We start from the raw sequence: 21,551 nt of genomic DNA, 5'->3' as shown, positions 1-21,551 counted from the left end.
CCCCGTCACGTTTTGCGCGCCTCCCCCAAGGTATTTCAGCCAGGTGAAGACTTATCCGTTTTCGCGTAGGATGTTGCCCGCCAAATAGAGTGATCCGCAAATCAGGATACGGGCCTGAGGGTCTTGGTCTGTGATTTTCTGCAGGGCCGCGGATACACTCTCTGCTGTGTCGGCTTTCAAGCCAACCTGGTCAGCAGCCTGCGCCGTATCTTCAGTGCTAAGCGTTGCGGCCTCACCCGGTATCGACACTGCGGTCAGGCTTTGAGCCTGCGTGGCAAGCGGTGCAAGATAGCCAGCGACATCTTTGGTGTTGAGCATTCCGCAGATCAAATGTGTCGGAGATTGCGGTAATTTTCTCAGCACTTCAGCAAGCGCAATTCCCGCGGCGGCATTGTGCCCACCATCCAGCCACAGCTCGGCCTGTGCGGCCTGTTCAACAAGCGGGCCGGATTTCAGACGCTGCATCCGTGCTGGCCACTCGGCCTTGGTAACGGCGGCCTCATAGGCCTGATCACCAAGTTCGAGATGGCGCAATACCGCTATTGCCGCACCCGCATTCTGAATTTGATGTGCGCCAAGCAGGTTGGGCAGCGGCAGATCCCGCAGCCCGATTTCGTCCTGATACACAAGACGTCCGTTTTCCTCGGTCACATGCCAGTGCTGACCGTGTACCAGCAATGGGGCGCCCAGACGGGCCGCTGTATATTCGATGACCTCAAGCGCTTCGTCCTGCTGTGGGCCGACGATACAAGGGACGCCCGGCTTGATGATCCCGGCTTTTTCGGCTGCGATCTTGCCCAACGTGTCGCCTAGAAACTGTTCATGGTCGATGGAAACCGGCGTGATAACCGTCACGGCGGGTTCGTGCACTACGTTTGTTGCATCCAGGCGCCCGCCAAGGCCGACCTCAAGCAAGGTATAATCAGCCTGTTTGCGGGCAAAGGCCAGCAGGGCCGCACAGGTCGTAATCTCGAAATAGGTGATGTTCTCACCACCATTGGCGGCATAGCACTCATCAAGGACGTTTGTCAGTTCGGCTTCCGAAATCAACTCACCTGCCAGCCGAATACGCTCGTGAAACCGGGCAAGATGCGGAGAGGTATAGGCGTGAACCGTTTTCCCCGCCCCTTCCATACCGGCGCGGATCATAGCCTGCGTAGACCCCTTGCCATTTGTCCCTGCGATATGAACGACCGGAGGCAATTTGGTCTGAGGGCTTTCCAGTGCGGCAAGCAGACGCCACACCCGATCCAGCGTCAGGTCAATGATCTTGGGATGCAGCGCCATCATCCGATCAAGGATGACGTCTGACGATGGCGAAGTCATTCCTGATCCGCGTCTTTCTCTGGGGCTTCGGGGGTGGGCGCGGGCAAATCACCTTTGACCGCAGGAGGCTGATTCATCAGCATGCGGGTAATCGTGATCAATTCGTCACGCATTTCGGTACGCTTCGTTACCCGGTCCAGCATTCCGTGGTCCAGCAGGTATTCTGCGCGCTGAAATCCTTCGGGCAGCTTTTCCCGAATGGTCTGTTCGATCACGCGCGGGCCTGCAAAGCAGATTAGCGCATTGGGTTCCGAGATATGGACGTCGCCCAGCATCGCATAAGAAGCGGTCACGCCTCCGGTGGTAGGATGGGTGAGTACAACGATATAGGGCAGTTTTGCCTCTTTCAGCATCTCAACCGCCACGGTGGTTCGCGGCATCTGCATCAAGCTCAGGATGCCTTCCTGCATTCGCGCGCCACCCGCTGCCGAGAACAGGATCAGCGGGCGTTTCAACTTCACTGCCTCTTGCGCCGCCGCAATGATGGCATTGCCGACATACATACCCATCGAGCCGCCCATGAACGAGAAATCCTGGGCCGCTGCCACGATCGGCGTACGTCCGATATCACCTTTGGCGACCAGCATCGCCTCTTGCTCGCCAGTTTTCTTCTGCGCTGCTTTCATTCGGTCGGGGTATCTCTTCTGGTCCCGGAACTGCAGCGGATCATCTTTGGGAGCGGGAACATCGACCTCGGTAAATATACCACCGTCAAACAGGTGCCCGAACCGGTCGCGCGGAGTGATCGCCATATGATGATCACATTGGGTGCAGACATTCTGGTTTTCCGCCAATTCGCGGTGGAACAGCATCGTGCCGCATTCGTCACACTTGTGCCAAAGGTTTTCCGGGACTTCCCGGCGTGAGAAGATCGAATTAATCCGGGGACGGACGTAGTTTGTGATCCAGTTCATGTCGGAACCTTGCTAGTACGGCGTTGACGTCACATAAGACGCTACGGAAAGAATTGCAATCAGCGCCTGAGCGCAAGGCGCGCGATAAACCAGCTGACAATCATCACGGCAAAATCCACATATAACCATTGCCGCAATGTCAGAGTATCGGTCATATCAAAGGGCAGTACAAATAAGGCAAGACCGCTGAGGGTGTCAGGTAGCGAGACAAACAAGAGCGCTATGACATTGTTGAAAAAATGCAGCGCTATGGCCGGGCCCAGGGTTCCCGCCCGCGCGGTCAAATCCGCAGCCAAAAGTCCAAACAGACCAGTCCACAGCACCAGCAACTCTGCATTGCCGCCCGCCGCATCGGGCGAATAGTGCCCCACCGCGAATAGAAGCGACGGTACCCCCATCCAGATGATCGGAGAACGGAATCGCGCCGCCAGGCTTTGCTGCATATATCCGCGGAAAAGCAGCTCCTCCGCACTGATTTGGACAAACACAGCCAATAGCGACAGAGGCAGGAATACCAGCCAAACCGAAAAGGACAGGTTTTGAACAAGCGGCGCGTCCATAATGACGTGCGGCACGGTTACGATAACCACGCCAAGCACCATCAGGGCGCGCAGCACAAGCCAGAACTGTCTGGCCGCTTTGCCCCGAGTCCCTAAAATAGAACCCAGGGACCGTTTCTGAAACTGTCGCGCTGCGGTCCACACACCAAATGTGACAAACCCAAAGCTTGACAGCAGGATCACCATCGAGATCGGGGTCGAGCCGTTCATCAACCCGCTGGCCCATTCCTGCGGTCCGGCCACGGTTACGACTGCAAACAGGATCAGATTGAAGACGGTTGCAACGACTACGATTGTTGCCAGGCCGGCCAGCAGGCGCCACAGCTGTGGTTTGTCGCGTGCGTCGGCGACCAGTTGCTCATGCGGGGCGTAAGAGGGCGCGCGGATTTCAGACATTCTGGTGGGAGCTTTCGGTCTGGTCCTCATCATCGAAGAACAAGGTCGATGCTTTGGTGGCGTTGATCTTTTCCGAAATGGTTGTCAGGTATCCGGCAACTGTTTCAAGCAACTGAACCGCAACGCTTGCATCGCTTTCGATCACCGCGCGCAGTTCCACTGCACCAATCCGCAGGAATGAACAGTTTTCGCCTGCCACAAGATCCAACTGCCTGGTCTCACCGGTGATAACAGACAGGTCACCGATCAGGCGCCCGGGTTCAATGACAGATATGGACCGGGTCGAACCGTCCTCTTCGTGCCACATCAGCTTCGCATGACCCGAAATGCACAGATAGGCCGCATCCGGCGCCTGCCCACGAGAGAAAATGACCTGACCAGCGGCAGCATCATACCACTGCGCCGAAAACGCCAGCAATCTCTGGTTGCGACCGTCGATATTGGCAAAAAGCGGAGTTGACGAGATAATCTTCAGCTTTCGGCTGAGGTCAGCGGTGGTGCCGGATTCTTGTTCGAGCTGCGTTTTCGAGACACCGTCAATGCGGCCATCCTTGATTTCAACAAACAGATCATAGGCCTCGGGATGGGCGAAACTGTCCTCCATGAAAATCATGATGGAATCGGGCAGCAGTTCGCGCAGTTTCAACCGGGTGCGTAAACGGCTCTCAGAGTCATGGCTGGCCAACGCTTTATCCAGGATTAGCAAATCCGGCCGTTTAATCCCGGCGCGCGAGAAGGCAATTCGTTCCTGAAAGACGGTTGTCAGATTGTTCCCACCCAGCCCTGCGGACAGATCATAGACGATGGCCGCTGCCTGTCTGCGCAGACCTGCGGCATTGATCACTTCGGCAACCACATCCTCTATCTCGTCAGCATGAGCTCCCGCCGTCACAGATACCCGCCCGAAAAGCGCATTTTCCATAACCGTCATGCGCGCGATGTATGTGTTCGGTGTGACCGGTACAAATATCTCCTGCAGGCTTCCACGTAGCCTCTCGCCCTGTTCAGTGCGGATTTTCAGAATCTTCTGTTTGTATTCATCCGGGAAATCTGGGCCAATCTGTTCGGCGGTCAGCAGGAACGGAACGGTCAGAAGAAAGGCGTGTTCGCGCTGCGACAGCTCGTCCACTCCTTTTGCCTTGCGCTTGTCTTCGATTGCCAGCAGCCGGTGGAACATATCCTTGCTCAAGCCCAGGCGCAGGAACAGCGGATGGTCGGTTCCGTCCCGCCCAAAAGCATGGCTAAGCGTTTCCAGAACAGCGCTTGAGATACTCAGCGCGTCGTCATCAAGCTCATGTGTACGCAGCATTTGCATGAACCGATTATCGCCGGCCAAAATGTCCGGCGAGATTTCTTGCGACGGTGCTGCATAAAGAAGGTTGCCACCCAAAGGCACAGTTGGGTTGAACCTGTCCGGATCGAACCGGTAGACAAAGCGGTCCAAATCTTTTTCCACCAACTTGTCATGGATGGGGCCACGGAGGTCGATGATATTTTGCACAAACTCGGGATGCTGATCCGGATTCAACTGGCTGCGCAGGGTGCGGCGGAACATGAATTCATCCGTTCCCATCGCCTCGACCAGCTTGAACCACCAATCCTGGATGTCGTCAGTGTTGTTGAGCCCGGCCAGACCGGGATCAATCCATTCATCTGACAGCGAATCCACCGAGTTTCCCGCTCGCGCGGCCTCGATCTGGCGGCGGCTAGGGGCCCTGACGGCGTCGGCTTCATGCTGAGGGCGTGTTTTCAGGGGCATCATCAAGTTGTCCCCAATCGACCCATCAAACAGATATGGTCGAGAATAGGCATATCCGATCCGCGCCGCGATGACGGATTGGTGCAAGGATTGGATGTCATGTCCAGCAATCGTGACGTCGCCCTGAACCGGCAGCAATTCGCGGGTCAGCAGCTGAGCCAATGCCCCTCTTTCGGCCGCATTCGAGGATTTGATGGCCACGCGGGCCCCTTTGGGTATGACGAGGTCTATATCCTCGAGAACAGTTTTCCCATCGTTATCCCGAACGGTAATATTCTGCAGCTTGATCTCGCCAGTCAGATGCGGAATGGAATCAGGCTCGCCCTCGAACAGCTCTTCGGGCACCATGTTGTCGGGCGCGAAGCGTTCGGTCACGATTTCCCACCGCAACGACATGTCCTGAACCTGATTGTAATAGGTCAGCAGATCCTTCCAAGGTCCGCTAAGATCCTTATATGCTCCCAGTGCCGCCACCAGCGCGCCCACTGTTACCTCGCCCGTGATCGCCAGGTATCCGCCCACCGAATAAAACAGAAACGGGGTCATCTGAGTGATCAGATTGTTGAGAAACTTCATGAAGAACTTTTTGTTATAGATCTTGAATCGGATCTCGAACAAAGTTCCCAAACGATGGCTGAACTGGGCCAATCTGTGCCGCCAGCCTCCGTTGGTGCGCAGATCGCTGATCCCGGCTGCGCTTTCGCCGATTTCTGAGCTCAAGCGCCTAACTTCCTGGATTCGGTCTTTGTTCAACAGGTTGATCTGGCGCTGCAATTTTGGAATCAACCAAGCCTGCAGCGGGATCAGCGCAATACTTGCAAGACCAAACCACACGCTTTGCATGAACAGAAACGTCACAATGGTCATCATCTGACCAAACTGGAATACGGGTTGTGCGATCGCATCCCCCATCAGGCCGCCCATCGGTTCAGCCTCGGACGTGATCATCGACACCAACTCGCCCTGACTGGTGGTGGCAAAATAGGATTTCGGGAACCGCAGAGTTCGGTGGATCAGCGTGTACCTCAGTCGGCGCAACATGCGTTCGGCCAACACACCTTTCATCGTGTTGATCCGCATTTTCATCAGACCGCTGGCGATGACCGTCGCCAGAAAGGCCAGACACAGAATCAACAAATACTGCACCTGCGTCACCGTAACTCCTAAGAAAGTTACCGAGCTGCCTGGAGCACCAATCGCATCGTTAATGATCTGCTTGGGCAGCTCCAGTGATGCATAGAGGAAGGGAAAAGAAAACAATGTCAGCAGCAACAATACCAGTTGCTGTTTCTTGGAATGCTTCCAGATGAATGCGAATAGAGTGGGTTCCATGCCCCGTCTTTGCCTCGGAAATATTGCTATAGGGTTGTAACGGATGGTCCACTGCAATCAGGTGTCAGACGGTACGCACTGACCGGGTCGATTGCAAGAACGGCGCCCTCCGTAACAGGTCACAACTTTGCTGCCTAGCCAAAAGCGTGTTCACATTTTCGGTAATTTACCGACGCTATGATGCAAATCGGCTTTATCCTCGGGTGGATATCCGACAAAAGATGTGTGGAGCAATAGATTGGGATCATGGGCAAGCTACTGGATCGCTATATTCACCGCAAAGCACTGACGCGCTGGCAGCGGGACGCCCGGGCAGCGCCCGAGGCTGTGCTTTCTGAATTGCGGCAGCAGCGTGATGATGCACGTCGCTTGCGATCCGAGCTGGATGCGCTGATCCTTCAGGCCAACAGCCGCCTTACACGGCCTGTGGCGGGATCAACCCATTTCCCGAAACCGTTGGGCACCGACTGGAGCTGGAGGCCCGAGCTGTGGCGCTATCCTCAGCCCCGCCCCGGTGTCGCCTCGGCCCCGCGTAAGGCACGTATCAACGATGAGGCAACGCTGTTTCACGACTGTCCGCGCCAGGAAATCAGCACGCGCCAGATCCGGAACACGCGCAAGCATGATCTGTCACCGTTCAGCTTGGCGGTCGAGGTTTTCGGGTTCGAGGGATCATTTCTCTCTCTCTCTATCGAGCTTCCACAAGAGGCTGTGCAAGGGCTGACGCAGCAGCATCTGATCCGAGTCGATTGCCATATTGAGGCCGAACGCCCACAGGAATTGTTCGCGCGGCTCAATATTCGACACGGCCCAAACGCCGAACAGGTTCTGCGCAAACTTGATCCCACTGGTCCTTCAAACAGCGTGGATTTTGATCTTGCACATTTACCACTGAATGAACGCCGCATGGACAAAGTCTGGCTGGATATCATTCTGGATAATCCTCGGATGAACCGGATAGTGTTGCAGGACCTGACCGTCTGTCGTCACCATCGCGCCGATTTATGAGAACCCAGCCATGACTAATCTGATACTCACATCACTGGGCCTGGAAAATGGCACCTGGATGGGCCACCTGCAGGCCGATACGCAGCCCGAGATCAGCGTGTCCTACCGTGGTGACGCGCTGGATGAGGTTCACCTGTCACCAGCCGACACCGGGTGGGAGCTTTGTGTACAGGTGCCTGATGTGGCCCTGTCTGACGGGGTCCACAGTTTTGTAATCTCAGATTCCGTTTCAGGGCTTAAACTGGGCGGGTTCTCGATCATTGCAGGAAACGCCGCCGCCGATGACCTGCGCGCCGAACTGGACCTGATGCGAGCAGAGCTTGATATGCTAAAACGAGTCTTTCGCCGGTCTCAGTAGGCGGTAGAAGTGCGTGCCTATAATTCAGGCGTCATTGTCCGCATACGGTTGGCCATGACCCGATCACATCGAAGAATCATCAATTACCAATGAGGGTTGAAATTTTTCTTTCGGCAGCAGCTTGAAGCGCGTTTCGCCCATTGAGGCCCCAAGCATCCGGTCGCACCGAAATGTCCTTGGTTCGTTTCTCAGACGGTCGATCGCAACGACGTACCAAATGGGATACTTCAACAAGAGATACTGAGGCTCAATTTGCCGGTTGGAAATAACACCGTCTTCTCTTTGATATCGCAGCTCCAAGACCTTTTGATCGACGAAAGCCTGATGAACCGCTTGCACAATCCTTTTTGGTGGGGCGCTCGCGCTGGCTTGAACATAAGTCGAAGCCGTGACGCCTATGAGAATACGGGACTTGAGCTGGTTCACCTTGTTGCGTTTCCCGGGTGAAAACGAGGCCACAAGCTGCCGCCTTACCGATGCCAAGTTCGCAAGCAACATTGGTGATTTCATCTGCTCTGCGACAGCGATGCTGATTAGCAGATCGACCGCCTCAGCGTATGTCAGGTTCATGCGACCAACGCCCCAGTTGCGGTCGAGGCGCACACCTCCTCCACGACCGCGATCAGCGTCTATCTGCATGCCTTGGTCCCGCATAAGCACAAGGTCGCGGGCTATCGTGCGCATACTGACACCATGCTGTTGCGCCAAGTCTCTACCCGTACAATGGGCATCTTGCTTGAGTTGAACCGCAAGCAATTCCAATCGCCTCAGTCTGTTGTGTGTATTAGCCCGTGCCATGAATCAAATAAGACATAAAATGGCACATTAGTCGATATAGCTTGGGTCACTGAAACCAATACCTGACGCAGGCCACTCACTTGCAGGAGCTAAATCGATGAAAATGAATTACTTTGTTGTCGGAACGAATGACATGGCAGCTGCAAGAACCTTCTACGACACACTGTTTTCGCAATCGGGTCTCCAAAGCATGTCGCCTTCAGAAAGAATGACTTACTGGCTTGGAAAGGATTTTGCCTTCGCCGTGGCCAAACCCTTCGACACGTTGCCGGCCACTAACGGTAATGGAACGATGGTTGGATTTTGCGTTGGTGGCCACGCAGAAGTCAGAAGGCTGCACGCTTTAGCTACAGATCTCGGGGGTGATTGTGAGGGGGCCCCCAACCAACGCGGGCCAAAGTTCTCTGCATACGTTCGAGACCTGGATGGAAACAAGATGTGTTTTTCTGACTAGCTTTTCACAGAGCGGACGTTGGTTGGGAGACAACATAGGTGGCATCGGGCTCTAATCAGCCACCCTACCTCGATCGGCAGCGGCCCCATCAGGAAAAGGGCCGCCTGTCAGGCGGCCCGGTTTTTTTATTGCGATGGCCCGTCCGGGTTGAAGGCTGACAGCCCCTTGAGGATGTCGATGGCATAGGCCAGCTGGTAATCCTCTTCCCGCAATTCGGCGGTGGCTTCGGCCTTGGCCCTATCTTCTTCGATCTGGCGGATTTCATCCTCGCTCAGGCTGTCATTGTTCAGACTGCCACGCAGATCAGCCTCGGAACGGGTGTTCCCATTGGCCTCTTCTTCCTCGGTCTCCGGGGCTGGGCGGGGCTGTTCAACGATGATGTCCGGGCTGACACCAAGCGCCTGAATAGACCGGCCCGACGGAGTGTAGTAGCGCGACGTGGTCAAACGCATCGCGCCATCGCTCCGCAGTGGCATGACAGTCTGGACCGAGCCTTTGCCGAAACTTTTGGTTCCCACAACGATTGCGCGGCGATGATCCTGCAGCGCGCCGGCTACAATCTCGGATGCTGAGGCGGACCCACCATTGATCAGCACCACAATCGGCTTTCCTTCTGCCAGATCACCCACTGTTGCGTTGAAACGCTCACCATCGCTTGGATCGCGGCCACGGGTTGATACGATCTCACCCTCGTTTAGGAATGCGTCCGAAACCTTGATTGCCTGTGTCAGCAGACCACCGGGATTGTTGCGCAGGTCCAGAACGACACCATTCACCTTGTCGATCCCTCCGGCCTCTTCGATCTGCTCGGCCAGACCTTCCTGCAAGTTGGGATAGGTTTGGTCGTTAAAGGTGGTCACACGCAGAACCACACTGGTCCCTTCGGTGCGCGCGCGTACTGCCGTCAGTTTGATTGTGTCGCGGATGATAGGCACGTCAAAAGGTTCCTGTTCACCCTCGCGGACAACGGTGATCACGATTTCCGAGCCCACCGGCCCGCGCATCAGATCGACCGCTTTGTCCAGGGTCAGGCCCAGTATGCTTTCGCCATCGACATGGGTGATGAAATCTCCGGCTTCGATCCCGGCCTCATCCGCAGGCGTATCGTCGATCGGCGAGACAACTTTGACAAAGCCCTCTTCCTGCGTGACTTCGATACCCAGACCGCCAAACTCGCCACGGGTCTGGACCCGCATTTGTTCGGCATCATCCGGCGACAGATAGCTGGAATGCGGATCCAGCGAGGTCAGCATACCGTCAATGGCCGCCTCAATCAGGTCTTCGGGCTCAACCTCTTCGACATATTGCGCGCGGATGCGTTCGAAAATATCGCCAAACAGATCCAGCTGTTCATAGACACTGGCCTTGTTTTCGGCTTCTTGGGCAAGCAACGGACCGGCGATCTGCGTCGTTACAATCAGGCCTGCAATAGTTCCAGCCAAACCGGCCATCACAAATTTCTTCATACTCGTTTATCCATCCTTGTCGGTCCGAAACCACGATTCCGGGTCCACGGGGCTGTTATCCTGTCTTACCTCTATATAGAGCGTTTCTGACCGGTCAGTTCCAGTGCCATCACCGCTTGTTGACAAAATTGCGCCGATTTCCTTCGATTCTGCAGGCATCAATCCGACTGGCGTCCCCCGGGGAATCACCTGACCGGCTTCTCCGTAGACCTCTTGTAGCCCGGAAAAGACAAATAGAAGCCCCGGTTGCGGCTCGAGGATCACCAGATTCCCCAACTCCAGTAGTGGCCCGCGATACCGTATCGTGGCCGCCGTTGGCGAGGTGACTATTGCGCGCGGTCGGGTGCCCAATACGATACCAGGGCGTTTGACACCGGCCGCATCGGTTTCATTTGCCCGGTGCAGGATGATGCCCTGCGTCGGCAGCGCAATTTGACCCTTGATACTTGATATATCCGCATCCGTTTCGGCGATTTGCCCTTCGGAGATCTGGGAAAGCCCGCTGGCAAAACCGTCAAGCGTTTCAGTCGATGAGATCAGGATCGCTGTGCGGATCGGGTCCTCGACAAAGCGGCGCGGCAAATCCGTTCGGTCTGCGATGGCGGTGCTGAGCTGGGTGCGGGCATTCTGAACGCCGGTCAAGCCCTCGACCAAGGTTTCCGAGGCGCTTTGCTGCAACAATCGCAGCGTGCGCACTTCTTGAAGATCACGCGCAAGAGACTGCGCTTTTGCGTTCAGACCCGGCGTAACCTCGGACAGCATCATACCGGCCCGGGCCGAGCCCAACGGCCCTGACGGGTGTAGCATCAGAACCGGAGGCGCCGTGGTTTCGATCGTTTGTAATACGCCCAACAGCTGTGCCACGTCCTTTTCCCGACTGCGCAACTCGGCTGTTAACTGGGCTTCGCGTGTTGCCGCCCGTCGTAGGCCATCCCGCATGGCCGACAGGCCCGCCTCATACGCCTGTATGGTTTCGGTCAGGGCACGGACTCGGTCGCGGGCGCTTTCGGCCTCGGTCAACGATACTGATGCCTGCTCAAGCATCTGCGCTGCATTCAATGCAGCGGTCGCGGGGTCGGTCTGGGCAACCGCCCTGGATGTAAAGAAAATCGCCAGAAGCAGCGCACGAAGCGTCATGAAAGCAGGCTCTTTCCAGTCATTTCAGGGGGCTGATCCAACGCCATCAGTTCCAGCAGTGTGGGCGCCAGATCGGACAGGCGACCATCCCGCAAGGATACCTCTGCTGGTCCCCCGACTAACGCCACGGGCACGGGGTTCAGCGTATGGGCTGTATGCGGCCCGCCGGTTTCGGGATCGACCATCATCTCGCAATTTCCATGATCGGCCGTTACAATCATTGCGCCCCCCACTTTTTCCAACGCGGCGACCACTTGCGCCAGCCCTTGATCCACAGCCTCACAGGCGCGGATTGCCGCTTGCAGGTCGCCAGTATGCCCAACCATATCCGGATTGGCATAGTTGGTTATGATCAGATCATAGCCCGCCCCGATGGCTTCGACGAATTTTGCGGTTACTTCGGCCGATGACATCTCGGGTTGCAGGTCGTAGGTCGCCACTTTGGGCGATTTAGGCATAAAGCGGTCTTCGTTCGCCTCAGGCACTTCCTTGCCGCCATTGAGGAAGAAGGTCACATGCGGGTATTTCTCGGTCTCGGCGAGACGGAACTGGCTCAACCCATGTTTTGCCACCCATTCGCCCAGTGTATTGATGATGTCACGTTTGGGGAAAACAGTGGTCATATAGGCGCTGTGCCCGTCGGAATATTCGACCATGCCCAGCAGGGCTGAAAGCTGTGGACGCGGGCCGGTGTCGAAATCATCAAAGCCGGGTTCGCCAATCGCCCGCAGAATCTCGCGGGCCCGGTCGGCGCGGAAGTTGAGGCAGAAGAACCCATCTCCGTCTTTGATGCCGTGATAGCCGTCGAGGACGGTCGGGACGATAAATTCGTCCGTTTCCGACTGCTGATAGGCCTGATCCACGGCATTGCGCGCCGAAACAGCGCTGCGCCCCTGCCCTTTGATCATTGCACCATAGGCTTCGCTGACACGTTCCCATCGGTTGTCGCGATCCATTGCAAAATAGCGCCCGCAGACCGAGGCAACACGGGCGCCGTCGGGCAAGCGCTCCTCAAGCTCTGTGATATAGGTCAGCGCTGATTTCGGGGCCACATCCCGGCCATCCGTAACCGCGTGCAAGGCAACGGGCACACCAGCATCCGTTATCGCCTTTGCCGCAGCAATGATATGGTTCAGGTGGCCATGCACTCCCCCGTCCGAGACCACCCCCAACAGATGTGCGGTGCCACCTGCAGCCTTTACCTTACCGATAAAGTTCTGCAGCGCGGAGTTGGCAAAGAAAGAACCGTCCTCAATCGCCAGATCAATCTGGCCCAAATCCATCGCAACAACGCGGCCAGCCCCAATATTTGTGTGACCGACTTCGGAATTGCCCATCTGACCACTTGGCAGACCAACATCCGGACCATGGGTGATCAGCTTGGCGTGTGGGCCCTTGGCCATGATCGCATCAAATGTTGGCGTGTCGGCAAGGTAAGGCGCATTGGCCTCGGTGTCCTCGGACAGGCCCCAGCCATCAAGAATACACAGGACGACGGGTTTCGGGGCGGTCATTTCGGCTCTCCGGGTTTGCTGCTCTTGGTTGGTCTTGTATCGCCTGCCCCGCGCAGGGTGAACCGCCTTTTGCCCTGATCAGTCAGAATTCATGTTACAAAGGCTATTCCTTGCCGGTATGGTCCTGATAGGGGCGCGCTTTGCGGCCTCTGTATTTCACGGTCAAATCCAGTGGTGCGTCGTTTTCGTCATAGATTCCAATAACCACCCCTCTGCCCCGACTATTGGTGCGCATATCGATCAGTTGCTGTTCGGAACGTGTTGTGCGCTGCGACGGGCGACGCGCCCAAGTGAACAGATGGTCATACATCTTGGCGATGATATCCGCGTGTTCAGCACTGTTGCCAAGGTCTGTTAGTTCATTCGGGTCGTTTTCAAGATCGAACAGCAGTGGCCGATGCCCGCCTTCGCAATGGATCAGCTTCCATTTCTTGTTGGCCACCATGAACATCACTGCATCCCGAACCGAGGCATTCAGCTTTTCCGCCATGGGCGAGGCGGAATAGTCATACTCACTGATTGCCACTTCCCGAGGTGTCTCGACCTGATGGCCACGCAAGATCGGCAACAAGGAGTGACCTTCCAGAATGTGACCCGACGCTTCGCCTCCGGCTATGTCCAAAAATGTTGGGGCGAGGTCGATGGACTCGACCAGCGCGTCGCTGACAGTGCCACGGGTTGCCTCAGCCTCGGGGGATGGGTCATAGATGATCAACGGCACCTTGACCGATGCGTCCTGGAAAAAGGTCTTCTCACCCATCCAGTGATCGCCCAGAAAATCCCCGTGGTCCGAGGTTAACACGATCATCGTGTCCTCCATCCGACCCGTCTTTTCCAGCCATGCGAACAGCCGGCCCATTTGGTCGTCGGCCTGCTTGATCAGACCCATATAAGCGGGGATCACGGCCTCGCGCACCTCTTGTCGGGAAAACGCCTCGCCCACCTTGGTGCCCATGAACGCGCTCAGCACTGGGTGGGCATTCTGGCGTTCCGCCTCAGACCGGACCACGGGCAGGACATGTTCGGGGCCATACATCGAGGCATAGGGCTCTGGCACCACATAGGGCCAATGCGGCTTGATAAAGCTCAGGTGGCAACACCAGGGGCCGTCATGGGCTTCCATGAATTCGATCCCGCGCCCGGTCAGATAGGGCGTTTCGCTGTCTTCCTCGGCAATATTCGCCGGCTGGGAAGAGTTCTTGAGAAACCAGCCCGACAGAACATTGCCCTCAGCGTCGAGACCTGAATTGGCGAAGTCATGCCAGGGGTTGTCGCTGTCATATCCTTTGGCCGATAGGTATTTGTTGTATTCCTTGGCCCCGTCCGGGTCATAATACCCATCCGGCCCTTCGGGCAGCATTCCGTCATCACGCTCGAACACGTCGAACCCGCATTCGGCCACGCGGGCACCGATCAGACTGTCCGGTTCCAGCCCCAACCGCGCCATGCCTTCGGCATCCGCGCGCATATGGGTCTTGCCCACCAGCCAACAGTCCATCCCAACCTTGCGCAGATGATCACCCATGGTCGTCTCACCCACTTTCAGCGGGATACCGTTCCAAGAAGCCCCATGCGAATGCACATAGCGCCCGGTATAGGTCGACATACGGGAGGAACCGCAAATAGGAGACTGAATATAGGCCCTGTCGAACCGCACACCACGCGCAGCCAAGCGGTCTATGTTGGGGGTGTGCAGATGCGGATGCCCGTAACAGCTCAGATAGTCCCAGCGCAGCTGGTCGAACATGATGAACAGGATGTTTCTTGCTTTGGCCAAATCTGCGCCCCCGTTATTCAGGGACCTGCTTAGCCAATTCCAACCGTCAAACGAAGCGCTAAGTTATTAGGCCTGCCGTTCCATCTGCTCAAGCATCTTTTGGGCGCGTTTGCACTGAAGCTTGTCGCGCAAGGGGCTGTTAGGGTCCACGTCCTTTTGGCAGACCACACATTTATCCGCCCCCGAGATCGCATTCAGGCCACCGCAGCTGCCCTTGATGGTCTTACCCATCAACATCACACCCAGCGACATGCCAACCATAATGATCAGCAGCAGAATGAAGGCCAGAATAAAAGTGCTCATCTCAGCTCAACCCGTCAGTTGGTGCCCAACGCCTCTTTGAACGCTGTGCTGTGCACCGTGATATAGGCATCCTCACCGCCTGTCACATCCCGCGAGATGAAATACACGGCAAGTTTATGCGTCTCGGCAAGTTTCAAACCCTTTTCCTGACCCAAGGCCAACATCGCTGTCGCCCAAGCATCTGCCATCATAGCATTTTCGGCCAGTACCGTGACCGAAGTGGTCCGATGCGTGATCGGGCGGCCAGTAGTTGGGTCAATGATATGCGAATACCGCACACCATCTTGTTCAAAGAAATTCTTGTAATCGCCGGATGTCGCCATACCCAGATCATCAAGCTGTACGATCAACTGCAGATTCTGCGCATCGGCCTGGGGTTTTTCGATCCCGATCCGCCAAGTTTCACCCTTGTCGTTATCGCCTCTTGTGACCAGATCGCCGCCGATCTCGACCATATAGTCCTCAATCCCAGCCGAGCGCAGCGTTTCGGCCACGGCGTCGATGCCATACCCCTTGGCAATAGCGGACAGGTTAATGCCGACTCCGGCATCGGCCTTCGCCAAAGTTCCGGCATCGCGATCCAGTTGCAGCAATCTGGCCTGTCCGACCCTGCCCAAAGCCGCCTGGATGTCAGCATCTGCGGGCACCGGATCTTCCGGTTTGCGCGGACCAAAGCCCCAAAGCTCTATCAGCGGGCCGAGAGTCACGTCGAATGTACCCCCGGATTTCTCGTGCACATCATTCGCGGCATCAAGCACCAGCGCAAATTCATCCGAAACGGCTACAGGTTCAGTGCTGCCCGAGTCCGAGAAGGTCGAAACCTCGGAATTCGGGTCCCAGTTCGACATCTTTGCGTTAACTTCGGCCAGTGTCTGTTCGACCGCACCCGCCAGCGCTTCTTCATCAACATCGACACCGATGGCCGTGATGTTGAATGTCGTCCCCATCGTTTCGCCTGACAGACGTACCACCTCGGGCTCTTTGTCGAACAAGCAGCCGGAAATAAGTGTGGCGACAGCCAGGACTGGCAAGAAACGCATACGGGTCCCTCCTGAGGAAAAGCGTGCCCGGCATATGACAGCGGCCCCAATCAGAGTCAAACCTGCATCAGGCTTTCAGCGGCAGGAAGCCTAGCGCCAACAAACCGATTCCGGCGGGCACCCCGAACAGCCATGCTTTCTTCTGCCATCCCGGAGCCTGTTGTTTCCAGGTCATGCGAAAATTATGGCCACAAACGACAACCGCAAAAAATATCAGCGCGGCAACAGGGGGGGTCAGATAAAAGTTGGACAACGGGCCGGATTTCCTTGGTTTTTGGCAGTTTTCCCCGGTTAGGGCATTTGTACCCTATACAGGTCATATGGCTGCGGTAAGGTGAAAAGCAAAGCAAGAGGAGATTGCCCATGGCCCCAAGCTCTTACCAGCCACCGACACGCGGCGACAAGGCCGCGGCTGCCTCGCATAGCCAGTCGGTTGAATCGAACCTTTCTCATACACAGACAACAGTCGAAAAGCTGCTTGTTGGCAAAGGGGACGCGGTTTTTACCGTGCGCCCGAAAGACACAATTCATTCGGTGGTGAATATCCTCAAGGAAAAGCGGATCGGCGCTGTGGTGGTGACAGATCAGAATGGTACGCTTCAGGGTATCCTGTCCGAGCGTGATATTGTGCGCCGTATGGCCGATACTCCCGGCCAGACCCTGCCCCAATCTGTCGAAGATCTGATGACCCGCAGTGTACAGACCTGCGCGCCCGAGGATCTGTTGAACGATGTGCTGAAAACCATGACAGAGGGGCGCTTTCGCCACATGCCCGTCCTCAGCGATGGCCATCTTCGTGGCGTGATCACGATCGGTGATGTCGTGCATTTCCGCCTCAAAGAGCTGGAGTATGAAGCCCTTCGCATGAAGCAGATGATCGTCGGTTGACAGCTATTCCGGCTGCTCGTTGGTTGCGATGAACCGGACCTCGCCGGCGCGAATATCAGTGGCGGTCAACCTGCCACTGAAGAAGGCGCCGGTGTCGATCGAAACAACGCCATTCTCAGCGCGGGGCTCTGACGTGATCGTATGACCATGGACAACCCACTGGCCATCTTCCCGCATCTGCCGTGAGAAATTCGGATGGCCCCACAGGCGGACTTGGCGTGTCTGCTCATCCAATGGCTTGCCTGGGTCCAGCCCTGCATGCACCACGGTGACATTGCCGCTGGTCCAGGTCAGGGGACGGTCGTGCAGCCATGACAGCAAATCTTCTCCCATTGCGCGTCGCAATCTGTCAGCCACCGAGACAGCATCCGCACCAACCGTGTCTTCATCCACACCGGTAATTCCAAATGAGGCGAGCGTTTGCAGGCCACCGTTTTGCAGCCAAAGCCTGCCGACCCGTTTTGGGTCATCGGTGAACCGCAACAGCATCTCCTCGTGATTACCCAGCAGGCAAATGAAATCATTGCCCCGGACCCGGCTAAGGTGCCGTAACTGGTGCAGCACCTGGGCGCTGTAATTGCCACGATCAATGTAGTCCCCGACAAAGATTGTGGGGCAATCTGGATCCAGCCTTGCCAGCAAAGTCTGCAACAGATCCAATCGCCCGTGGATATCCCCCACGGCATAAAACCTCTGGTCAGGCGCGATGTCAGAAACTGAATTCTGTGCCGCCTGAGGTTTTTTCCACCTGGTTTTGATCCAATCCCACACCATCGCAATTTCCTACCCTGACTGGCGGGCAACAACAATCCGCAAGTGAATTCGGGTTCTGGATTGCCCCATTGGCGCGGTTTGTAGGAAAATCCCCTTGACCTTGAGGGGCTGAAAGTATCCCTGATGTTTCAAACGGTTTTGGTTTGGGTCGAGGGTTAAATGAAGCGCGTATTAGTCACAGGCACAGCAGGGTTCATCGGTTTTCACCTGGCAAAACTGCTACTGGCCGAGGGGTTTCAGGTTCACGGCTACGATGGGATGACGGATTATTACGACGTCTCGCTCAAGCAGCGCCGCCATCAGATGCTCTTGCAATCCCCTGGGTTTTCCGCAACCGAGGATCTTTTGGAAAACTACGACCAGCTTGCAAAGGTCGCTGAGGAGTTCCAGCCCGAGGTGATCGTGCATCTCGCGGCGCAGGCTGGTGTCCGCTATAGCCTTGAGGACCCACGCAGCTATATCAATTCCAACGTGGTCGGCACGTTCAACGTCATGGAGATCGCGCGCGAGCATAAGGTGGATCACCTTCTGATGGCCTCGACATCCTCGGTCTATGGCGCCAACGAGGTCATGCCCTTTACTGAGGTCGAAAAGGCCGACACACCGCTGACGATTTACGCCGCAACCAAAAAGGCAAATGAGGCGATGGGCCATTCCTATGCCCATTTGTGGAACCTGCCCACGACCATGTTCCGGTTCTTCACCGTTTACGGCACATGGGGGCGACCCGATCTGGCACTCTATAAATTCGTGGATGCAATTCTGGATGACCGCCCGATCGATATCTATAACCACGGCGACATGTATCGGGATTTCACCAATGTCGAAGACCTTGTCCGCGGTATCCGACTGCTGATTGACGCCCCTCCGGTGCGGCCGGACAGCGCAGATGAGATTGAAGAAGGTGACAGCCTGTCGCCAGCGGCGCCCTGGCGCGTGGTGAATATAGGCAATGGCGACAAAGTGCGCCTGATGGATTTTATCGAAGCCATTGAGGAAGCTATCGGCAAGAAAGCCATCCGCAATTACATGCCTATGCAGATGGGTGATGTTCCTGCCACTTGGGCGAATAGTGATCTGCTGCAAAAGCTGACCGGCTATCGTCCGCAGACAAACTTCAAAGATGGAATCGCCCAGTTTGTCGAATGGTTCCGCGACTATCATGGTAAGTGACGCATATGCTTGAAACCGACCCCAATTCCCGAAAGATTGCTGTGATCGGGCTGGGTTATGTCGGCCTGCCCTTGGCCGTGGCCTTCGGCAAAATTGGCAAGGTGATCGGATTTGACATCAATGCGGCGCGGGTCGAGGCACTACGCGCTGGCGTAGATGCAACGCATGAGGTTGAGCCACATGACCTGAGCGCGGGGGGCGGCCTGAAATTCACAACCAACCCCTCGGAGATTGCCGATTGCGATACCTATGTCGTAACCGTCCCCACGCCGATCACCGCAGGTAAGCAGCCTGATTTAGCCCCCCTTCTGGCTGCGTCGGAAACAGTTGGCCACGTATTGAAACCCGGTGATTTGGTGATCTACGAATCCACCGTCTATCCCGGCGCAACCGAAGAAGATTGCGTTCCGGTGCTGGAACGCGCCTCGGGCCTGACTTTCAACACGGATTTCTTTGCAGGCTACAGCCCCGAGCGGATCAACCCCGGTGACAAGACCCACCGTATCGCGGACATCTGCAAAGTCACCGCTGGTTCAACCCCGCAGGTCGCTGATCTAGTTGACGCGCTCTATGCCCGGATCATCACCGCTGGAACCTACAAGGCCGAAAGCATCCGCGTGGCTGAGGCCGCGAAGGTGATCGAAAACACCCAGCGCGACCTGAATATCGCTCTGGTGAACGAGTTGGCGATGATCTTCGGTCGCATGGGCATCGATACCGAGGCTGTGCTGCGCGCAGCCGGAACCAAATGGAACTTCCTGCCCTTCCGCCCCGGTCTGGTCGGCGGGCATTGCATCGGCGTGGATCCTTACTACCTGACGCACAAGGCCGAGGCCGTGGGCCATCACCCGCAGATCATCCTTGCAGGGCGGCGCCTGAATGACAGGATGGGCAGCTATGTAGTGTCGCAACTGGTCAAACGTATGACCCGTTGCGGTATCAATGTTGGCGCCGCCCGTGTTCTGGTGATGGGCCTGACGTTCAAGGAAAACTGCCCCGACCTGCGCAACACCCGTGTCGTCGACATTATCGAAGAATTGCAAAGCTATGGCATCAGCGTCGATGTCCACGACCCTCATGCCGACCCCAAAGCCGCGCACGAAGAATACGACCTGGCCCTGATCGACCAACCTGAGCCAGGGCTCTATGATGGGGTCGTCCTGGCCGTCGCGCATGCGGAATATCGGGCACTCGATCCTTTGCAGTTTCGAGCCTATGGCAAAGAAAACAGCGTAGTCTTCGACATCAAATCCTGCCTGCCACGCGAGGCAAGCGACCTGCGCCTGTAATCGAACCAAAAGACCTAAAATGAAACCGGCGCCACAGGGCGCCGGATAACTGATTACCCGCCGAAATCGTCGAGCATGATATCTTCGCGGTCCACACCCAGATCCAGCAGCATGTTGATGACCGACTGGTTCATGATCGGCGGTCCGCACATGTAGAACTCGCAATCCTCGGGTGCCGGGTGGTTCTTGAGGTATTCGTCGAACAGCACGTTATGGATAAAGCCGGTATAGCCTTTCCAGTCATCCTCGGGCTGGGCATCCGACAGGGCGACATGCCATTCGAAATTGTCGAACTCTTCCGCGAGGCTGTCGAAATCCTCGACAAAGAACATCTCTTTCTTGGACCGGGCACCGTACCAGAAGGTGATCTTACGGTCGCGATTCTCAAGCCGTTTGAGCTGGTCGAAAATATGGCTGCGCATGGGCGCCATACCAGCACCACCACCGATGAACACCATCTCTCTTCCGGTCTCGCGGGCGAAGAATTCACCGAATGGACCCGAGATCGTGACCTTGTCACCCGGTTTCAGGTTGAAGATATACGACGACATCTGGCCCGCCGGTATCCCTTCGGAACCCGGAGGCGGTGAGGCAACCCGGACGTTCAGCATGATCATGCCCTTTTCGTCCGGATAGTTGGCCATGGAATAGGCGCGTTCGATGGGTTCGGCAACGACCGAGTCGTATTGCCACAGATTGAAGCGATCCCAATCTTCGCGATATTCCTCCTCGACATCGAAATCAGTGTATTTCAGCGCATGGGCGGGGGCTTCGATCTGGATATAGCCACCAGCGCGGAAATTCACATCCTCACCTTCGGGCAGGTCCAGCGTCAGCGCTTTGATAAAGGTGGCAACGTTTTCGTTCGACCGAACCGTGCATTCCCATTTCTTGACGCCAAAGACCTCTTCGGGGACCTCGATATCCATGTCTTGTTTAACTGCAACCTGACAAGACAGACGGTCGCCACAAGCGGCCTCGCGCTTGGTGATATGGCTTTCTTCGGTCGGCAGGATCGAGCCACCGCCGGAATGGACGCGTACGCGGCATTGTGCGCAGGTCCCGCCGCCGCCACAGGCCGATGGCACGAACAGTTTCTCAGCTGCCAGGGTTTGCAACAGCTTGCCACCGGCGGGCACGGACACGGTTTTCTCACCATTGATGGTGATGTTGACATTGCCCGTCGACACCAACCGCGACCGGGCGGCCATGATAAGGGCGACAAGCGCCAGAACGATCAGCGTGAAAAGAACGACGCCTAGGCTAAAGGTTTCCATTGCCGCCC

19 protein-coding genes are annotated in these 21,551 nt (G+C 56.4%); 6 read left to right on the top strand and 13 right to left on the bottom strand.

Annotated features, from left to right (window positions below; all coding sequences use genetic code 11):
- Nucleotides 1–51: 51 nt before the first annotated feature.
- The 4 genes from AC2FHW_RS07960 to AC2FHW_RS07945 are packed head-to-tail and all read right to left on the bottom strand — an operon-like array spanning nucleotide 52 to nucleotide 6,287.
- Nucleotides 52–1,326 carry a bifunctional folylpolyglutamate synthase/dihydrofolate synthase gene (locus AC2FHW_RS07960; RefSeq protein WP_496743133.1) on the bottom strand — a complete coding sequence of 425 codons (1,275 nt, stop codon included), beginning with the start codon at nucleotides 1,324–1,326 and terminating at the stop codon, nucleotides 52–54.
- Nucleotides 1,323–2,240, bottom strand: a complete 918-nt coding sequence (accD, locus tag AC2FHW_RS07955) for an acetyl-CoA carboxylase, carboxyltransferase subunit beta (protein WP_142636339.1) — start codon at nucleotides 2,238–2,240, stop codon at nucleotides 1,323–1,325. The genes AC2FHW_RS07960 and accD overlap by 4 nt, the downstream gene beginning before the upstream one ends.
- 59 nt (nucleotides 2,241–2,299) lie before the next feature.
- Nucleotides 2,300–3,196 carry a CPBP family intramembrane glutamic endopeptidase gene (locus AC2FHW_RS07950; protein ID WP_142636342.1) on the bottom strand — a complete coding sequence of 299 codons (897 nt, stop codon included), beginning with the start codon at nucleotides 3,194–3,196 and terminating at the stop codon, nucleotides 2,300–2,302.
- Nucleotides 3,189–6,287, bottom strand: a complete 3,099-nt coding sequence (locus AC2FHW_RS07945) for an ABC transporter transmembrane domain-containing protein (RefSeq protein WP_496677063.1) — start codon at nucleotides 6,285–6,287, stop codon at nucleotides 3,189–3,191. Before AC2FHW_RS07945 ends, AC2FHW_RS07950 begins: the two co-directional genes overlap by 8 nt.
- 246 nt (nucleotides 6,288–6,533) lie before the next feature.
- On the opposite strand from AC2FHW_RS07945, the gene AC2FHW_RS07940 reads away from it, so the two are divergent.
- Both AC2FHW_RS07940 and AC2FHW_RS07935 read left to right on the top strand, forming a co-directional pair.
- Nucleotides 6,534–7,295 (top strand): DUF6478 family protein, encoded by a 762-nt coding sequence (locus AC2FHW_RS07940; RefSeq protein WP_496677060.1) that lies wholly within the window; start codon nucleotides 6,534–6,536, stop codon nucleotides 7,293–7,295.
- Between the two features lie 10 nt (nucleotides 7,296–7,305).
- Nucleotides 7,306–7,653, top strand: coding sequence for a hypothetical protein (locus AC2FHW_RS07935; protein WP_142636351.1), 348 nt, complete (start codon nucleotides 7,306–7,308; stop codon nucleotides 7,651–7,653).
- A 63-nt stretch (nucleotides 7,654–7,716) separates the two neighbouring features.
- On the opposite strand, the gene AC2FHW_RS07930 is transcribed toward AC2FHW_RS07935, so the two are convergent.
- Nucleotides 7,717–8,415 (bottom strand): helix-turn-helix transcriptional regulator, encoded by a 699-nt coding sequence (locus AC2FHW_RS07930; RefSeq protein WP_496821746.1) that lies wholly within the window; start codon nucleotides 8,413–8,415, stop codon nucleotides 7,717–7,719.
- Nucleotides 8,416–8,548: 133 nt separating this feature from the next.
- Here AC2FHW_RS07930 and AC2FHW_RS07925 point away from each other — a divergent pair, with 133 nt between their 5' ends.
- Entirely contained in the window at nucleotides 8,549–8,905 is a 357-nt protein-coding gene (locus AC2FHW_RS07925; protein WP_271948890.1) for a VOC family protein, read from the top strand.
- A 125-nt stretch (nucleotides 8,906–9,030) separates the two neighbouring features.
- On the opposite strand, the gene AC2FHW_RS07920 is transcribed toward AC2FHW_RS07925, so the two are convergent.
- The 6 genes from AC2FHW_RS07920 to AC2FHW_RS07895 all read right to left on the bottom strand — a co-directional run bounded on the left by AC2FHW_RS07920 (nucleotide 9,031) and on the right by AC2FHW_RS07895 (nucleotide 16,142).
- Nucleotides 9,031–10,371, bottom strand: a complete 1,341-nt coding sequence (locus AC2FHW_RS07920) for a S41 family peptidase (protein WP_142636359.1) — start codon at nucleotides 10,369–10,371, stop codon at nucleotides 9,031–9,033.
- A gap of 6 nt (nucleotides 10,372–10,377) precedes the next feature.
- Nucleotides 10,378–11,508 carry a murein hydrolase activator EnvC family protein gene (locus AC2FHW_RS07915; protein ID WP_271948894.1) on the bottom strand — a complete coding sequence of 377 codons (1,131 nt, stop codon included), beginning with the start codon at nucleotides 11,506–11,508 and terminating at the stop codon, nucleotides 10,378–10,380.
- The gene (gpmI, locus tag AC2FHW_RS07910; protein WP_271948897.1) at nucleotides 11,505–13,022 is read right to left on the bottom strand and encodes a 2,3-bisphosphoglycerate-independent phosphoglycerate mutase; all 1,518 of its coding nucleotides are present in this window, start codon (nucleotides 13,020–13,022) and stop codon (nucleotides 11,505–11,507) included. Before gpmI ends, AC2FHW_RS07915 begins: the two co-directional genes overlap by 4 nt.
- Before the next feature lie 103 nt (nucleotides 13,023–13,125).
- The gene (locus AC2FHW_RS07905; RefSeq protein WP_496821744.1) at nucleotides 13,126–14,799 is read right to left on the bottom strand and encodes a sulfatase-like hydrolase/transferase; all 1,674 of its coding nucleotides are present in this window, start codon (nucleotides 14,797–14,799) and stop codon (nucleotides 13,126–13,128) included.
- A gap of 66 nt (nucleotides 14,800–14,865) precedes the next feature.
- Nucleotides 14,866–15,102 (bottom strand): (Na+)-NQR maturation NqrM, encoded by a 237-nt coding sequence (gene nqrM / locus AC2FHW_RS07900; protein ID WP_271948901.1) that lies wholly within the window; start codon nucleotides 15,100–15,102, stop codon nucleotides 14,866–14,868.
- Between the two features lie 14 nt (nucleotides 15,103–15,116).
- Nucleotides 15,117–16,142, bottom strand: a complete 1,026-nt coding sequence (locus AC2FHW_RS07895; protein WP_271948904.1) for an FAD:protein FMN transferase — start codon at nucleotides 16,140–16,142, stop codon at nucleotides 15,117–15,119.
- A 363-nt stretch (nucleotides 16,143–16,505) separates the two neighbouring features.
- Here AC2FHW_RS07895 and AC2FHW_RS07890 point away from each other — a divergent pair, with 363 nt between their 5' ends.
- Nucleotides 16,506–17,030, top strand: a complete 525-nt coding sequence (locus AC2FHW_RS07890; protein ID WP_271948907.1) for a CBS domain-containing protein — start codon at nucleotides 16,506–16,508, stop codon at nucleotides 17,028–17,030.
- Nucleotides 17,031–17,033: 3 nt separating this feature from the next.
- Here the strand turns inward: AC2FHW_RS07890 and AC2FHW_RS07885 are convergent, their stop codons facing one another.
- Nucleotides 17,034–17,804, bottom strand: coding sequence for a metallophosphoesterase family protein (locus tag AC2FHW_RS07885; protein WP_271948909.1), 771 nt, complete (start codon nucleotides 17,802–17,804; stop codon nucleotides 17,034–17,036).
- Nucleotides 17,805–17,963: 159 nt separating this feature from the next.
- Between AC2FHW_RS07885 and AC2FHW_RS07880 the strand changes: the two genes are divergently transcribed.
- Entirely contained in the window at nucleotides 17,964–18,977 is a 1,014-nt protein-coding gene (locus tag AC2FHW_RS07880; protein WP_282021771.1) for a GDP-mannose 4,6-dehydratase, read from the top strand.
- A 5-nt stretch (nucleotides 18,978–18,982) separates the two neighbouring features.
- Entirely contained in the window at nucleotides 18,983–20,266 is a 1,284-nt protein-coding gene (gene tviB, locus AC2FHW_RS07875; RefSeq protein WP_496677040.1) for a Vi polysaccharide biosynthesis UDP-N-acetylglucosamine C-6 dehydrogenase TviB, read from the top strand.
- Nucleotides 20,267–20,319: 53 nt separating this feature from the next.
- Here the strand turns inward: tviB and nqrF are convergent, their stop codons facing one another.
- The gene (gene nqrF / locus AC2FHW_RS07870) at nucleotides 20,320–21,543 is read right to left on the bottom strand and encodes an NADH:ubiquinone reductase (Na(+)-transporting) subunit F (protein WP_281972904.1); all 1,224 of its coding nucleotides are present in this window, start codon (nucleotides 21,541–21,543) and stop codon (nucleotides 20,320–20,322) included.
- Nucleotides 21,544–21,551 lie beyond the last annotated feature (8 nt).

Source organism: Ruegeria sp. YTSA108, assembly GCF_059610185.1.
This window is presented reverse-complemented; position numbering and strand designations above follow the sequence as displayed.

Bases quoted from the DNA above. Each gene is read 5' to 3' on its own strand.
- AC2FHW_RS07960 (WP_496743133.1), bottom strand. From the start codon at position 1,326: ATGACTTCGCCATCGTCAGACGTCATCCTTGATCGGATGATGGCGCTG.
- accD (WP_142636339.1), bottom strand. From the start codon at position 2,240: ATGAACTGGATCACAAACTACGTCCGTCCCCGGATTAATTCGATCTTC.
- AC2FHW_RS07950 (WP_142636342.1), bottom strand. From the start codon at position 3,196: ATGTCTGAAATCCGCGCGCCCTCTTACGCCCCGCATGAGCAACTGGTC.
- AC2FHW_RS07945 (WP_496677063.1), bottom strand. From the start codon at position 6,287: ATGGAACCCACTCTATTCGCATTCATCTGGAAGCATTCCAAGAAACAG.
- AC2FHW_RS07940 (WP_496677060.1), top strand. From the start codon at position 6,534: ATGGGCAAGCTACTGGATCGCTATATTCACCGCAAAGCACTGACGCGC.
- AC2FHW_RS07935 (WP_142636351.1), top strand. From the start codon at position 7,306: ATGACTAATCTGATACTCACATCACTGGGCCTGGAAAATGGCACCTGG.
- AC2FHW_RS07925 (WP_271948890.1), top strand. From the start codon at position 8,549: ATGAAAATGAATTACTTTGTTGTCGGAACGAATGACATGGCAGCTGCA.
- AC2FHW_RS07920 (WP_142636359.1), bottom strand. From the start codon at position 10,371: ATGAAGAAATTTGTGATGGCCGGTTTGGCTGGAACTATTGCAGGCCTG.
- AC2FHW_RS07915 (WP_271948894.1), bottom strand. From the start codon at position 11,508: ATGACGCTTCGTGCGCTGCTTCTGGCGATTTTCTTTACATCCAGGGCG.
- gpmI (WP_271948897.1), bottom strand. From the start codon at position 13,022: ATGACCGCCCCGAAACCCGTCGTCCTGTGTATTCTTGATGGCTGGGGC.
- nqrM (WP_271948901.1), bottom strand. From the start codon at position 15,102: ATGAGCACTTTTATTCTGGCCTTCATTCTGCTGCTGATCATTATGGTT.
- AC2FHW_RS07895 (WP_271948904.1), bottom strand. From the start codon at position 16,142: ATGCGTTTCTTGCCAGTCCTGGCTGTCGCCACACTTATTTCCGGCTGC.
- AC2FHW_RS07890 (WP_271948907.1), top strand. From the start codon at position 16,506: ATGGCCCCAAGCTCTTACCAGCCACCGACACGCGGCGACAAGGCCGCG.
- AC2FHW_RS07885 (WP_271948909.1), bottom strand. From the start codon at position 17,804: ATGGTGTGGGATTGGATCAAAACCAGGTGGAAAAAACCTCAGGCGGCA.
- AC2FHW_RS07880 (WP_282021771.1), top strand. From the start codon at position 17,964: ATGAAGCGCGTATTAGTCACAGGCACAGCAGGGTTCATCGGTTTTCAC.
- tviB (WP_496677040.1), top strand. From the start codon at position 18,983: ATGCTTGAAACCGACCCCAATTCCCGAAAGATTGCTGTGATCGGGCTG.
- nqrF (WP_281972904.1), bottom strand. From the start codon at position 21,543: ATGGAAACCTTTAGCCTAGGCGTCGTTCTTTTCACGCTGATCGTTCTG.